Here is a 14,325-nt window from a genome sequence, read left to right as displayed (position 1 = left end):
CGCTCACGGCCCCGCGCCGAGGCGGCGAATCAGGAGTCGTCGCGTGTCCGGAGATCGACCCCGAGGTGCTGTACGGCGAGCGCTTCGATCGCCCGATGGACCTGACGGCCCGGACGCTCCTCGACCGTCGGCGCGTCGGCCAGCGGCCGCCCGAGCGCCTCGACCATGAAGCGCAGCGCGTCGGCGTCGACCAGCACCGCCCCGCTCTGGCAGCTGGCGCAGACGACGCCGCCGTCGGCTGCGTCGAAGGCGATCAGGTCCTCCGTCCGCCCGCAGCGGACGCAGGCGTCGAGCGCGGGTTGCAGGCCGAGCGCGTAGAGCAGCTTCAGCCGGAAGCCGAGCTGGAGTCCCTCCCCGGCCCGCTCCGGCGCCGCGTCGAGCAGCGCGAGCATCGTCCGCAGGAGCCCGTGGACCCGCTCGGCCGGCTCGTCGGGGACGCAGGTCCGGTCGACGACGTGGCAGGCCCGCTGGGCGTGCGTGAGCGCCGCGTGGCTGGTGATGATCCGGTGGTGCACGGCGACGGTGTCGACGCCGACCACCGTGTGGAGGTCGCTCTTGCCGCGGATCAGCTCGACCCGTACGACCGACAGCGGCTCGAGTCGCCCGCCGAGCTTGCTCTTCGGCCGCCGGGCGCCCCGCGCGATCGCCCCGATCCGGCCGTACTCCGGGGTGATCGCGTGCAGGATCCGGTCGGCTTCGCCGTACCGCATCGACCGCAGCACGATCGCCTCGGTGCTGATTCGACTCCCGCTCACGGACTCACTATACTTTTTATAGTTATGAGTTCGATCACCGTCTACACCACGAACGCCTGCCCGTACTGCGTGCGGGCCAAGGCGCTGCTCGACGCTCGTGGGCTGGCGTACGAGGAGATCAACCTCGGCCGCGATCCCGAGACGCGCGTCGAGCTCGCCCAGAGGACCGGGATGATGACGTTCCCGCAGATCCTCGTCGGCGAGCAGCTCGTCGGCGGGTTCGACGAGCTCGCCGCAGCGGACCAGTCCGGCCGCCTGAACGAGCTCGTCAGCGCCTGATCGCCGGCGCCCCGGGGTCCGTCAGCGCGACGGCGCCACCCGGGGGACGCCGCGCGGCAGGGTCTGGCACCGGTCGCAGCTGTAGGTCGCGCGCTGCGCGACCACCCGTTGGACGACCGGCTCCCCGCACGCCGGGCACGGCAGTCCCGCGCGCCGGTGGACGCGGAAGTCGTTCTGGAACCAGCCCTCGAAGCCGTCGACGTGGCGGAAGTCGTCGATCGTCGCCCCGCCGGCCGCGATCCCCTCCTGGAGCGCGAGCCGGATCCCGTCGGCCAGCGCCGCGCACTGCGGCCCCGTCAACCGTCCCCCGGGGCGCAACGGGTGGACCCGGGCGTGGAAGAGCGCCTCGTCGGCGTAGATGTTGCCGACGCCGGCCACGATCTTCTGGTCGAGCAGCAGGCCCTTGATCGGCGCCCGTCGTTCGCGGAGCGCCGCCCGCAGCGTCGGTCCGTCGAACCCGTCGGCCAACGGCTCCGGCCCGAGCCGCGCGTCGAGGTAGGCGTCGGCCTCGCGGTCGTCGGGGAACCACTGGCCGGTCCCGAACCGCCGCGGATCGCAGAAGCGGACGGTCTGCCCGTCGTCGAGGGTCAGGATCACGCGCTGATACGGCGCCGAGGGGTCGGCGTCGACCAGCAGGACCCCGGTCATCCGCAGATGCAGCAGCAGCGTGCCGGCGTCGGTCCGCCAGATCATGTGCTTGCCGCGGCGCTCGAGGGCCACGATCGTCCGCCCGATCAGCGCCGCCTCGGTCCGGGGCGCCGGGGTCGGCTGGCACCAACGGGGGTCGAGGATCTCGGCCCCCTCGAGCTGGCGCCCGACGAGGTGCGGCCGAAGCTGGCGGGTGACGGTCTCGACCTCGGGCAGCTCGGGCATCACCCATAGCCTGCCGGACGGCCGGGGTCGCCTGCCTTCCCAGGGGCTTCCGTGGCCGTCGCCCGTCGAACGCGAGCCGCAGCTCCGGCGCGTTCCCGGCCCACGGGCGACGCTTCGGTCCGACGTGGCGGCGCGCGCCCCTCAGGGCACGAACGTGCGTCCGGGCAGGTGGGCCGGCTCGGTCCCGGCCAGCCACCACAGGACCGAGGCACCGACGTCGGCCAGGCTGCCGTCGTGGCGACCACTCGCCCAGACCGGCTCGTGCTCGCCGGCCGGATCCGGGACCGCGAACCGGGCCAGCAGCGGCGCGTACTCGCGGGTGTGGAAGCGGTGCGGCGCGGCCGGGTCGACGCCGTGGTCGGCGGTCAGGATCAGCAGGTCGTCGGGCCCCAACCGCGACAGCCAGACGGCGACCGCGGCGTCGATCTCCCGCAGCGCGCGGTGGAAGCCGGCGGTGTCCTTGCGGTGGCCGTAACGCTCGTCGGTCTCGATCAGGTTGACGAAGACGAGACCGGCATCGGGGTCGTCGAGCAGCGCCGCGGTCGAGCGCAGCGCCTCGTCGTTGGTCGCGCCCGGGTGGACGGCGTCGAAGCCCTGCCCGGAGAAGACGTCGACGACCTTGCCGACGCCGTGGACCCGGGTGCCCGTCGCCCGGACCGCATCGAGGTACGACGGACCCGGCGGATCGAGCGCGAAGTCCCGCCGTCCGCCGGTCCGCACGAACCCGTCCGGCCCGCCCGCGAACGGCCGCGCGATCACCCGCGCGGGGCGCATGCCGTCGGGCAGACCGCGGTGCAGCCGGGCGCAGAGCTCGTGCAGCTCCCCGGTGCTCCAACGGTCCTGGTGGGCGGCGACCTGGAGGACCGAGTCGACGGCGGAGGTGTAGAGGATCGGGTGCCCGGTGGCGAGGTGCTCGGTGCCCCAGCGGTCGAGCGCGTGTAGCCCGTCGCTGACCGCGCCGGCCAGGAGGACGGTGCCGGCGATCTCCCCCATCCGGCGCCGTTCGTCGTCGCCGATCCCGTCCGGCCAGGTCGGCAGCGCAGCGGAGGCGACGAGGCCCATCAGGCCCCAGTGGCCGACGATTGAGTCCTTGCCGGGGCCGATCGCCGCGAGCCGGCCGTGCACCGCCGGGTCGGGGGTCGGCGGCACGCCGAGGATCGGGGTGACGTTGCCGAGCCCGAGGGACGCGAGCGTGGGCAGCTCCAGGCCGCCCTCGATCTCGGCCAGGTGCCCGAGCGTGTCGCTCCCGGCGTCACCGTAGGCCGCCGCGTCGGGCAGCGCCCCGACGCCGCAGGCGTCGAGCACGATGACGAACGCTCGTCGTGCCATCGCCTAGTGGTGTGCCCGCGGGTGAGCGCCGCGGTAGACGTCCTGGAGCCGCTGAGCCGAGAGGTGGGTGTACATCTGGGTGGTGGCGATGTCGGCGTGGCCGAGCATCTCCTGGAGCGTGCGCAGGTCGCAGCCGCCGGCGAGCAGGTGCGTGGCGAAGCTGTGCCGAAGCGTGTGCGGGCTCATCCGCCCCTCGAGGCCGGCGCTGAGCGCGTGGCGCTGGACGATCTTGTAGAGCCCCTGGCGGCTGAGGCGGCCCCCGCGCGCGTTGACGAACAGCGAGCGCTCGCTGCCCTCGCCGACCAGCGCGGCGCGCGCGTCGCGGATGTAGCGGGTGACGGCGTCGATCGCACGACGACCGATCGGGACCATCCGCTCCTTGCTGCCCTTGCCGCGGGCGCGCAGCATCCCCTCCTCGAGGTCGACGTCGCCGACGTCGAGCCCGGTCGCCTCGCTCGCGCGCAGTCCGCAGGCGTACATCAGCTCGAGGATGGCCCCGTCGCGGAGCGTGATCGGGGCGGCGTCGCCGTGGCGTCCCGGCATCGCCAGCAGCTTGGCGACCTCGGCCCGGGTCAGCACCTTCGGCAGCTGCTCGCGCTTGCGGGGACCGCGGACCTCGGCCGTGGGATCGGCTTCCAGCAGGCCCTCGCGGCGGACGTGACGGTAGAAGCTGCGGAGGCAGGCGGCCTTCCGCTGGATCGTGGCGGCAGCCGCTGGACGGCGGGGGCTGCCGTCGGTCTTCGTGCCGCCGGCCATCAGGCCGTCGAGGAACGCCGTGACGTCCTCGCCGCTGGCCCCCAGGACCTCGACCCCGCGCGCGTCCAGGAAGGCGCCGTACTGGTGCAGATCAGACCGGTAGGCCTCGAGCGTGTTGCGGGAGAGCCCTCGCTCGAACTCCAGATAGGCCAGGAAGTCGAGCACCAGTCCGGTGATCTGTCGTGGCGGGGCGGGCGCGGCGAGTGGGTACATGGACGCTGACCGGATTGCGCCCGGAGCCGCCGGACCCTTGGCGCTGCAACGCCCCGTGCGCCCGCTGCACGCGTTCGTGCGCGAGCGGCGCCGGCGGATCCAGGCTCAGGTCCCGGGCAGGCCGTTGGCCTTCGCCCACAGCAGCGCGAGCAGCGACTTGCCGTCGCTGGTCGCGGCGATCGCGCCGTCGAGGTCGGCGATCGGCCAGCGGACCAGCTCGATCCGCTCGTCCTCGCCGCTGTCGGCGTGCTCCGGCGACAGGTCCCAGGCGCAGAACAGGTGGACGGTCTCGTCGAGGATCCCGATCGACGGCTGGAACGTGAACAGCGGCTGCCAGTGCGCGGCCTTGTAGCCGATCTCCTCGGCCAGCTCGCGCTTGGCGCAGTCGACCTCCGGCTCGCCGGGCTTGTCGAGCCGTCCGGCGGGGATCTCGAGGCTGTTGGGCTGCCCGATCGCCTCGCGCGGCTGGCGGGTCAGCAGCAGGTCGGTGCCGTCGTGGACGAGGATCCCGACCGCCCCGGTGGTCCGGATGATCTCGCGCTGGACCTCCTTGCCGTCGGCGAAGCGGAACGTGTCCTCGACCAGGTGGACGATCCGCCCGTCGTAGAGGACGGTGCCCCCGATCCGCTCGAACCGGCGTTCCTCGGCGGTGCTCATCGAACTCCTCGGTCGTGACTCATGCGTCGCCCATCCTGGCACGGTCGTCCGCCGCCGAGCGCTCGTGCTCGTCGAGCAGCGTCAGCAGCAGGTCGAGCGTGCCGTCGAGGGCCGCGGCCGCGATCCGCTCGCCGGCTTCGTGCGCGCGCTCGTTGCCGCCGGCCAGGTTGACGGTCGGCAGGCCGCCCGCGTTGAGCACGTTGGCGTCGCTGCCCCCGGCGTCCGCGAACGGCCGCGGGGCGATCCCGAGCCGTTCCAGCGCCGCCGTCGCGTGGCGCAGCGGGACCGCTGACGGGGACAGCGTGTAGGGCGAGAAGCGCGCCTCCAGCAGCAGGTCGAGGTCGACCGGCCCCGCCGGGTCGTGGGCCGCGTCGTGCAGGATCGCCTCGACCACGTCGACCGTCTCCTGGAGGGTCGTGGCGTCCGGTCCGCGGGCCTCGCCGAGCAGCCGCGCGTAGGGCGGGACGACGTTGGTCACGGCCGGTCCGTCGGCGGTCGCGCCGGCCGCGAGGTGGCCGACGTTGACCGTCGCCCCCGAGGCGAGCCGTCCGGCCGGCAGGCGCGCGGCGGCGCGGGCGGCCGCGAGCAGCGCGCTGCGTCCCTCCTCGGGCGCGATCCCGGCGTGGGACGCCCTTCCCCGGAAGCTCGCGTCGAACTGGACGTGCCCGGGAGCGCCGACGACGAGGCCGCCGAGTGGGGTCGGGTGGTCGACGACGTAGCCGCAACGTGCCCGGAGCCGGGTCCGGTCGAACTGGTGGATGCCGCGCAGCTGCGGCTCCTCCTGGACGCTGAACAGCAGCTCGACGGCGAGAGCGGCCGCGGGCTCGCGCGCCCAGCGCGCCGCGACCGCGAGCAGCGCCGCCACGGTGGCCTTGTTGTCCGCGCCGATCAGACCGCCACGGGCGTCGCTCCAGACCCCGTCGCGGCAGACCGGCTCGATGACCGGTCCGAGCGGCGGGACCGTGTCGAGGTGCGCGCAGAGCAGCACCGTCGGGACCGCTCCGCCGCGATCGGGATCCTCGTCGTCCCCGCCCGCGGCCGGCAGACGGCAGAGCAGGTTGCCGGCGTCGCCGCCGAGGGCCGCGCCGGCCCGGTCCTCGTCGACGCGGAACCCGAGCCGGGTCAGCGTCTGGACGACGAGGTCCGCGCAGGCCCGCTCGTGGCCGGACGGGCTCAGGATCGCGCAGAGCGCCCCGAACGTCCGCTGGAGGTCCGCGCGCTCCTCAGCGGAGGCGCGGCGGGGCGGAGCGGCGGGCACGGCCGCCGCTCAGACCTGGGTCCGGTCGCTCTCGTGCACGGCACTGACCTCGTCCGCGCCCAGGGCCCGACGGTGCGCAGTGCTGACGAAGCCCTGGAAGATCGGCGAAGGCCGCTCCGGCCGGCTCTTGAACTCCGGGTGGTACTGGGCCGCGACGAAGAACGGGTGCTCCGGCAGCTCGATCGCCTCGACCAGACGGCCGTCCGGCGAGGTGCCGCCGACGACGAGTCCGGCCCCCTCGAGCTTCTTGCGGAGCGTGATCGAGACCTCGTAGCGGTGACGGTGCCGCTCGTAGACGGTCTCCTCCGCGTACAGCTCGCGAATCCGCGTGCCGGACTGGAGCCTGACCGGGTCCGCGCCCAGGCGCATCGTGCCGCCGAGGTCACGGACCTCCTTCTGCTCGGGCAGGAGGTCGATCACGGGCCACTCGGTCTCGGGGTCGAACTCGGTCGAGTTCGCACCCGGCATGCCGGCCACGTGGCGGGCGAACTCGGAGACGGCGATCTGCATCCCGAGGCAGATGCCCAGGTACGGGATCCGCAGCTCGCGGGCGACCTTGCAGGCGAGGATCTTGCCCTCGATGCCGCGGCCGCCGAAGCCGCCGGGGACGAGGATGCCGTCGGCGCCGGAGAGGCGGTCGATCGCGGCCTGCTCGGACTCGAGGTGCTCGGAGTCGACCCAGTCGATCTCGATGTCGGTGCCGTCCCAGGCGCCCGCGTGCTTCAGCGCCTCGACGACCGACTTGTAGGCGTCCTCGAGCTTGACGTACTTGCCGACGATCGCGATCCGGGTGGTGCCGGTCGCCGACCGCACGCGCCGCATGACCTCTTCCCAGTCGCTGATGTCGGGGGCCGGGGCATCCATCCCGAAGTGGTCGAGGACGCGCTCGTCGACCCGCTCCTCGCGGTACCAGAGCGGGATCTCGTAGACGTCGCCGACGTCCTTGGCCGAGATCACCATGTCGTCCGGCAGCGCGGTGAAGAGGGCGATCTTCGAGCGGATGTCCTTGCTGAGGACGGCCTCCGACCGGCAGAGCAGCATGTCGGGCTGGATGCCGATCCGGCGCAGCTCGTTGACCGAGTGCTGGGTCGGCTTGGTCTTCAGCTCACCGGCGTGCTTGATGAACGGCACGAGGGTGAGGTGGATGTACATGCAGTTGCGGCGTCCGACGTCGGACGGGAACTGGCGGATCGCCTCGAGGAACGGCAGCGACTCGATGTCGCCGACGGTGCCGCCGATCTCGCAGATCACGACGTCGACGTCGCTCGACTCGCCGGCGAGCTTGATCCGGTTCTTGATCTCGTTGGTGATGTGCGGGACGACCTGGACGGTCCCGCCGAGGTAGTCGCCGCGACGCTCACGGCGGATCACCGTGTCGTAGATGCCGCCGGTCGTGACGTTCGACGCCTTCGACGTGTTCGTGTTCGTGAACCGCTCGTAGTGGCCGAGGTCGAGGTCGGTCTCGGCCCCGTCCTCGGTCACGAAGACCTCGCCGTGCTGGTACGGCGACATCGTCCCGGGATCGACGTTGATGTACGGATCCAGCTTCTGCAGGGCGACGGTCAGGCCGCGAGCGACCAGCAGCCGACCGATCGAGGCGGCGGCGATGCCCTTGCCGAGCGACGAGACGACCCCCCCGGTGACGAACACGTACTTGGTCGGGGAACGGTCTGGCACGTGCTGAATCCTCACCTGATGTCGCTGGAGCGTGGCCTCGAGACTCCGGCCGGGCGGATGCCCCACGCCGTCGATGACCGTCTAGGACGGTACCGGGTACGGCGGACGCCGACCCTGCCGCCCGTTCGATCGCCGTTCGCGCTGGACTCGCGGACCCGACGTGACACCATCGGGGTGGTGGCCGTGGCCGGACCGCGGCCGCCGCCGATCCGCCTCCGACCGAGGAGCACCCGTGTCCGACTCGCCGATTTCCCCGTCCTCCCCCGCCAGCGACCCGCCCGTCAAGGACGACGAGCAGTGGAAGCAGGAGCTCACGCCGGAGCAGTACGCCGTGCTCCGCCAGTGCGGCACCGAGCCCGCCTTCACCGGCAAGTACTGGGACACCAAGGCCGACGGCACCTACCGCTGCGCGGCCTGCCACGCCGAGCTGTTCGCCAGCGACACCAAGTTCGACTCCGGCACCGGCTGGCCGAGCTTCACCGATCCGGTCGTGGCCAACGCGGTCGAGCTGCACGAGGACCGTTCGCACGGGATGGTCCGGATCGAGGCCAAGTGCGCCAACTGCGGCGGCCACCTCGGCCACGTGTTCCCCGACGGCCCGGGCCCCAGCGGCCAGCGCTGGTGCATCAACTCGACGGCGCTGGACCTCGACGAGCGCAAGCCGTAGCGAGCGCGGACCCGTCGGAGGCCGGACCAGCGACGATGGCGCAGGCCCCCAACGGGCCGCCGCGGCCTAGAAGACGCTGACGTTCCAGGGCGCCCGCGCCGGGCGCAGTCCGCGGTCGAGGGCCGCTGCCGCTCCCGGCGTCCGTTCCTCGACCGTGCCGGCCGCCACCGCCCGCGTCAACGGCAGGCCGCCGAGGTAGGCGCTGCCGAGCGCGGCGATCGGCAGCCGCAGGTCGGGCTCGCGCCCGGTCCGCTCGCAGGTGAAGCCGGAGGGGCCGGCGTGCAGGTGCCAACGGCCGGCGTTCCCGGGCAGCAGGTCGTCCTCGACCTCGACGGTCAGCGCGACGTCGGCCGCCCAGGTTCGTGCGGCGAGCGCCGCGGGCAGGTCGACCAGCCGGACCCAGAGCGCGTCCTCGACCCGCCGGCGGACGGCCCGCGGGTTGGCGAGCAGCAGCGGCAGCACGTCGTCGACCGGACGGCTCTCGGCCTCCAGCCGGTGGATCAGGTCGATCGAGAGCAGGTACCGCCAGAGCGTCCGCTCGGCGACGGCGCTGGTGGCGACCAGCTCGTCGAGTTGGAGGATCCCGCCGACGTCGGCGTCCGCTCCGGAGTCATAGCGGGTCCGATAGAGGGCGTAGCCACGATCCTCGTCCCCGTCGCCGACGATCGCGACCCGCAGCGGGCCGCGCTCCTCACGGAGGCTCTCGGGCTCGGCCAGGGGGTCGTGGGTCCACCAGCCGGCGTCCCGGCTGAGCATGCCGCCCCGGCCCGCTCGCGCCCGCTCGTAGATCGCGGCGACGACCGCCTCGGCCCCGACCCGCTCGATCAGCCGCACCCGCAGTCCGTCCGCCCCCGCGTCCGGACCGGCCGGCGAACCGGCCTCGAGGACGCGGACCTCGGTCTCGTGCGACTCGGTCGCGGGACCGAAGCCGAACCGGCCGTAGATCCCCGCCTCCGACGCCCAGAGCGCCGCGACCGGCATGCCCTCTTCGCGGGCGCGCAGCAGCTGGCCGGCCATCATCCGCCGCAGGATCCCCCGCCTCCGGTGCGTCGGCAGCACCGAGACCCAGCTGATCGCCGCGCAGCGCACGTCGCCATCCGGGACCGAGAGCCGCAGGTCGTAGGCCGCGGAGGTCCCGACGAGCGTCGCGCCGTCGTAGGCGCAGAGGCTCCCCCGGCGGTCGATCAGCGCGGCGGCGCTGGCCCGCTCGTCGGCCGCGACCGTCTGATGGAACGTGGTCTCGTCGAGCGCGAAGAGCGGATCCAGCGACTCGTCCGCCGCGACCGGCCGGAACGTCAGGTCGTCGAGCATCCGATCAGCCTATGGCTCCGCAGGCCCGAACCCGTTGCCGGCGGGCTACGCGGCGCTCCGCAGCTCCTCGGCGTGGCGGAGCGCGCCCTCGTCGCCGCTGTCGCCCCCGAGCATCCGCACCAGCTCGCCGACGACCTCGGGATCGTCGAGTCGCCGCACGACCGTCCGGGCCGGCTCGACGGTGGTGTCCTTCTCGATCGCGAAGTGGCGGGCGGCGAGCGCGGCGATCTGCGGCAGGTGGGTGATGCAGAGGACCTGCCCGCCCTCGGCCAGGCTCCGCAGCTGCTCCCCGACCGACCGACCCGTCTGGCCGCCGACGCCGCTGTCGATCTCGTCGAAGACCTGGGTCGCGTCGGTGCCGTCGCCGGAGACGGCGAGCAGGGCCAGCATCACGCGGGACAGCTCGCCGCCCGAGGCGGCGTCGCGGACCGGCGCCGGCGGCACGCCTGGGTTCGGGGCCAGCAGCAGCTCGCAGTGGTCCTCGCCGCTCGGTCCCGGATCGCGCGGCTCGAGCTGGACCTCGAGCCGGGCGGCCGGCATCGAGAGCGCGGCCAGCCGGACGACGACCGCCTTCGCCAGCTTCGGCGCGGCCTTGCGGCGCGCGCTGGCCAGCTCCTTGGCCAGCCGGGCCCGCTTGATCCCGGCGTCGGCGAGGTCCGCCTCGGCCTCAGCCGTGGCGCCCTCGATCCCCTCCAGCTCCGCCAGGCGGGTCCGGCAGGTCTCGGCGTGGGCCAGGACCGCCGCGACCGTGCCGCCGTGCTTGCGCTCGAGCCGGGCGATCGCCTCCAGCCGCTCGTCGACGCGCTCCAGCTCGGCCGGGTCGGCGTCGAGCGCGTCGAGGTGTCGCCGCAGCTCGGCCGCCAGGTCGTCGGTCTCGATCCGCAGCGACCGCAGCCGCTCGGCGAGACCGTCGAGCTCGGCGTCGACCCCGGCGATCCCGTCGAGCGCCGCCTCGCCGACCGCCAGGCCGGCGCCCGCCGCGCCGTCCTCGGCGCCGAGGGCCTCGCTCGCCAGGAAGGTCGCCTCGCGCAGCGCCTCGACGTGCCGCAGCCGCTCGCGGATCGCGATCAGGTCGTCGCGCTCCGTCTCGACCGGAGCGACCTCGTCGATCTCGCCCAGCTCGAACCGCAGCAGGTCGAGCTCGCGCTCGCGGACCCCTGCCGCCTCGCGCAGCTCCTCGAGGCGGCGGCGCGCGTCGCGCTCGGCCGCGTGGGCCGCTGCGTGCGCCTCGCGGCGATCGAGGTGACCGGCACGAAGCGTCTCGCAGAAGCCGTCCAGCAACCCCAGCTGTGCCGCCGGGGAGAGCAGCCGGCGGGCCTCGTGCTGGCCGTGGAAGGCGAGCAGGGTGGTCCCCACCTCGCGCAGGTCGGCCGCCGTGGCGGAACGGCCGGCGAGGAACGCCCGCGAGCGCCCCTCGGCGGTCACGCGACGGGCGAGCACCAGCTCCTCGGCGTCGGCGGGCAGCCGGTCGGCGATCTCCGGCGGGAGCGCCGCGAGGCCGTCGGCGTCGAGCGAGAAGACCCCCTCGACCCAGGCCTCGCTCGCTCCCGGGCGCACGATCCCGCTCTTGGGCTTGGCCCCGAGCAGCAGATCGAGTGCACTGGCGAGCACCGATTTGCCCGCGCCGGTCTCCCCGGTCACGACGTTCAGTCCGGGGACGAAGTCCAGTTCGGCCCGCTCGATCAGGAGCAGGTTCTCGACGCGCAGCTCGAGCAACACGAACGTAGGTTCGCATCCCGACAGGACGGATAGCGCCGCGGGTCCCGATCGGCACGAGAACGGCACGCCTGCGTCACGGTCCGACGCGGTTCCGTGACCGATGAGTTCGGGGCTCGGCCGGCGTCTCACCCGTACCGCCACCGCCCTACGGTGGCCGCCGCACGACCGCCATCCCGGCCCGGAAGGACGCACCGATGTCTCACGGCGAACGACTGCTCACCGCCAACGGCGTACCGCTCTGCGTCGAGACGTTCGGCGATCCCGCCGACCCGACGATCCTGCTGATCCACGGCGCCTCGGCCTCGATGCTGTGGTGGGAGGAGCAGCTCTGCACCAGGATCGCCGCCGGCGGCCGCCACGTGATCCGCTTCGACAACCGCGACACCGGCCGCTCGATCAGCTACCCGGCGGGACGACCCGGCTACGCCCTGACCGACATGGTCGACGACGCACTCGGGATCCTCGACGCGCTCGGGATCGAGTGCGCCCATGTCGTCGGGCGCTCGATGGCCGGCGCGATCGCCGTCCGCGCCGCGCTCGGCCGTCCCGACCGCGTCCGCTCCCTGACCCTGGTCTCGACCTCCCCCGGCGGCACCGGGTTGCCGCCGATGTCGGACGAGCTCCTCGGCTACGTCGGCAGCGGCGATCCCGACCCGACGGACCCGGCCGCGGTGATCGCGTTCGTCACCGGCCTGATGCGGGTCTACGCCGGCGGCTCGCCCTACTACGACGAGGCGGCCACCCGCGCGCTGGTCGAGCGGGACATTGCCCGCACGAACGACATCGCGGCCTGCCTGACCAACCACTTCGTGATCGACATGGGCCGCCCCGACCCACGGATGCTGACCGCGATCGAGGCCCCGACCCTGGTCGTCCACGGGGAGCGCGATCCGGTCTTCCCGCTCGCCCACGGAGAGGCCCTGCGCGACCGGATCCCCGGCGCCCGGCTGCTGACCCTGCCGGAGGCCGGCCACGAGCTCCCCGCGCCGCTCTGGGACCGCTTCGTGCCCGCCCTGCTCGAGCACACCGCGGGCACCCGGGCGGCGAGCCGCAGCTGGCGGAGCTCCCCGCTGACCCCGCTGCGACGCTGAGCGGCCGCTCAGCCGGCCAGCCGGCCGAACTTCTCGCGCAGGCGGCGGTAGAAGCTCGTCCCCGGGCTCTGGGCCAGCAGCGCCGCCTCGCGCCGGAAGCGCACCTGGAGGACCCCGTCGTCGGCCAGGACGCCGCGGGGACGGCCGTCGACGCCCAGCTCGACGGCCGTCGACGACCCGTTGTGCAGTTCGAGCACGCCGTCCGGGGCGACGACCAGCGCCCGCGCCGAGAGCGTGTGCGGCGCGATGAACGAGACGGCGTAGCCCTCGACGCCCCAGGCCAGGACCGGGCCGCCGTTGGCGAGGTTGTAGCCGGTGCTGCCAGCGGGGGTCGCGACGACCAGGCCGTCGCAGCGGACGTGACCGACCTCTTCGCCGTCGATCCGGTACCGCAGCGCGGCGACCCGGTCGCCGGTCCGCCGGTGGACGCTGACGTCGTTGATCGCCGAGTGGATGCTGCCGTCGGGCAGGGCGACCTCGAGCGCGGGCAGGCCGAGGACCTCGAAGTCACCGCTCAGTGCCCGCCGCAGGCCATCCTCCTGCTCCTCCGGGTCGACCGTCGCGAGGAAGCCGATCTCACCGAGGTTGACCGCATAGACCGGGACGCCGGTACGGACCTGCCGCCGCAGGCCCTTGAGGATCGTCCCGTCGCCCCCGAGCACGACGCAGAGGTCCGCGTCGGCCCGCCACGGGGCGTCGACGACGATCCCTGGCTCGGCGCTGAGACGGTGCTTGGCCGTCTCCTCGACGTCGAACCAGAGCTCGCTGCCCGCCTCGCGCGCGGCCTTCCGCAGCGCATTGAGGGCGTCCGCCGAGTGGCCGGGGCGACCGTGGGTCAGCACCGACACCGTCCGTGCCGCCTTGCCGTAGGGCCTCACGCGGGCGTCTCCGGCTCGACGGCCAGAGCGAGCGCCTCGATGTCCTCGTGTCCCCCGCGCGCCCCCTCGGCGAGGTGCAGGAAGGTCTCGCGGTTGCCCTTCGGCCCCGGCAGTCCCGACGAGGCCGCGGCGACGACCGACCAGCCGACGGCCCGGGCCGCGTTGGCGACGGTCACGACCGCCTCACGGCGCAGCGCCGGCTCCCTCACGACGCCTCCGCGTCCGACCCGCCCGCGACCGAGCTCGAACTGCGGCTTGACCATCAGCAGCGCGTCGAAGCGCGGGGCGACGACCTCCCGCAGGGCCGGCAGCAGCTTGGTCAGCGAGATGAAGGAGACGTCGGCCACGACCAGGTCCGGCGCGTAGGGCAGCATCTCCGGGGTCAGCTCGCGGGCGTTCTGCCGCTCGATCACGGTCACCCGCTCGTCGTTCCGGACCGACCAGGCCAGCTCGCCGTAGGCGACGTCGACGGCGATCACCGTCGCCGTACCGCCCTGGAGCAGGCAGTCGGTGAAGCCACCGGTCGAGGCGCCGACGTCGAGCGCACGACGGCCGACGATCGGGATCTCGAGCAACTCGAGCGCGTTGGCGAGCTTGACGCCCCCGCGGGAGACGAACCGTGGTGCCTCCGCGGTCTCGACCTCGACGTCCTCCTCGACCTGGAGGCCCGGCTTCAGCTGCCGTGCGTGCGGATTCGCGTTGGGTCCTCCGAGCCGGACGGAGCCGGCCAGGATCGCGGCCGCGGCCGCGGATCGCGAGCCGTAGAGCCCGCGCTGGTGGAGGAGTGTGTCGAGCCGGACTTTGGCCATCCGGGAGCACGGTACCGGCTCGCCACCGGCGGCCCGGCACCCCTGTGATCGAC

Annotated in this window: 14 protein-coding genes; 3 read left to right on the top strand and 11 right to left on the bottom strand. The window is 73.8% G+C overall.

Annotated elements, in window-relative coordinates:
* Window positions 1-29: 29 nt before the first annotated feature.
* Complete coding sequence (gene recO / locus ACVUH9_RS04320) at window positions 30-755, bottom strand: DNA repair protein RecO (RefSeq protein ID WP_475754291.1); 726 nt, start codon at window positions 753-755, stop codon at window positions 30-32.
* A gap of 24 nt (window positions 756-779) precedes the next feature.
* Between recO and grxC the strand changes: the two genes are divergently transcribed.
* The gene (gene grxC, locus ACVUH9_RS04315; protein ID WP_475754289.1) at window positions 780-1,034 is read left to right on the top strand and encodes a glutaredoxin 3; all 255 of its coding nucleotides are present in this window, start codon (window positions 780-782) and stop codon (window positions 1,032-1,034) included.
* A gap of 21 nt (window positions 1,035-1,055) precedes the next feature.
* Here the strand turns inward: grxC and mutM are convergent, their stop codons facing one another.
* The 6 genes from mutM to ACVUH9_RS04285 all read right to left on the bottom strand — a co-directional run bounded on the left by mutM (window position 1,056) and on the right by ACVUH9_RS04285 (window position 7,797).
* Window positions 1,056-1,907 (bottom strand): bifunctional DNA-formamidopyrimidine glycosylase/DNA-(apurinic or apyrimidinic site) lyase, encoded by an 852-nt coding sequence (gene mutM / locus ACVUH9_RS04310; protein ID WP_475754288.1) that lies wholly within the window; start codon window positions 1,905-1,907, stop codon window positions 1,056-1,058.
* A gap of 141 nt (window positions 1,908-2,048) precedes the next feature.
* Window positions 2,049-3,236 (bottom strand): phosphopentomutase, encoded by a 1,188-nt coding sequence (locus ACVUH9_RS04305; RefSeq protein WP_475754286.1) that lies wholly within the window; start codon window positions 3,234-3,236, stop codon window positions 2,049-2,051.
* Window positions 3,237-3,239: 3 nt separating this feature from the next.
* Window positions 3,240-4,205, bottom strand: coding sequence for a site-specific tyrosine recombinase (locus ACVUH9_RS04300; RefSeq protein WP_475754284.1), 966 nt, complete (start codon window positions 4,203-4,205; stop codon window positions 3,240-3,242).
* A 105-nt stretch (window positions 4,206-4,310) separates the two neighbouring features.
* The gene (locus ACVUH9_RS04295; RefSeq protein WP_475754282.1) at window positions 4,311-4,862 is read right to left on the bottom strand and encodes an NUDIX hydrolase; all 552 of its coding nucleotides are present in this window, start codon (window positions 4,860-4,862) and stop codon (window positions 4,311-4,313) included.
* Window positions 4,863-4,881: 19 nt separating this feature from the next.
* Entirely contained in the window at window positions 4,882-6,120 is a 1,239-nt protein-coding gene (locus tag ACVUH9_RS04290; protein WP_475754281.1) for a M20/M25/M40 family metallo-hydrolase, read from the bottom strand.
* 9 nt (window positions 6,121-6,129) lie between these two features.
* Window positions 6,130-7,797, bottom strand: coding sequence for a CTP synthase (locus tag ACVUH9_RS04285; protein WP_475754279.1), 1,668 nt, complete (start codon window positions 7,795-7,797; stop codon window positions 6,130-6,132).
* A 232-nt stretch (window positions 7,798-8,029) separates the two neighbouring features.
* Here ACVUH9_RS04285 and msrB point away from each other — a divergent pair, with 232 nt between their 5' ends.
* On the top strand, window positions 8,030-8,464 hold the full coding sequence (msrB, locus tag ACVUH9_RS04280; protein ID WP_475754277.1) for a peptide-methionine (R)-S-oxide reductase MsrB: 435 nt from the start codon (window positions 8,030-8,032) through the stop codon (window positions 8,462-8,464).
* A gap of 66 nt (window positions 8,465-8,530) precedes the next feature.
* Here msrB and ACVUH9_RS04275 read toward each other — a convergent pair whose 3' ends face one another.
* A complete protein-coding gene (locus ACVUH9_RS04275) occupies window positions 8,531-9,775 on the bottom strand; it encodes a GNAT family N-acetyltransferase (protein WP_475754275.1) in 1,245 nt (414 codons plus the stop codon).
* A 45-nt stretch (window positions 9,776-9,820) separates the two neighbouring features.
* On the bottom strand, window positions 9,821-11,494 hold the full coding sequence (gene recN / locus ACVUH9_RS04270) for a DNA repair protein RecN (RefSeq protein WP_475754273.1): 1,674 nt from the start codon (window positions 11,492-11,494) through the stop codon (window positions 9,821-9,823).
* A 194-nt stretch (window positions 11,495-11,688) separates the two neighbouring features.
* On the opposite strand from recN, the gene ACVUH9_RS04265 reads away from it, so the two are divergent.
* Window positions 11,689-12,585 (top strand): alpha/beta fold hydrolase, encoded by an 897-nt coding sequence (locus ACVUH9_RS04265; RefSeq protein WP_475754271.1) that lies wholly within the window; start codon window positions 11,689-11,691, stop codon window positions 12,583-12,585.
* Between the two features lie 8 nt (window positions 12,586-12,593).
* Here ACVUH9_RS04265 and ACVUH9_RS04260 read toward each other — a convergent pair whose 3' ends face one another.
* A complete protein-coding gene (locus ACVUH9_RS04260) occupies window positions 12,594-13,433 on the bottom strand; it encodes an NAD(+)/NADH kinase (protein ID WP_475754269.1) in 840 nt (279 codons plus the stop codon).
* Between the two features lie 26 nt (window positions 13,434-13,459).
* Window positions 13,460-14,272, bottom strand: a complete 813-nt coding sequence (locus ACVUH9_RS04255) for a TlyA family RNA methyltransferase (protein ID WP_475754267.1) — start codon at window positions 14,270-14,272, stop codon at window positions 13,460-13,462.
* Window positions 14,273-14,325: the final 53 nt, after the last annotated feature.

It is taken from the genome of Patulibacter ginsengiterrae, from assembly GCF_056269115.1.
The sequence above is the reverse complement of the archived record's forward strand: the minus strand, read 5'-3'. Positions and strand labels throughout refer to the sequence as shown.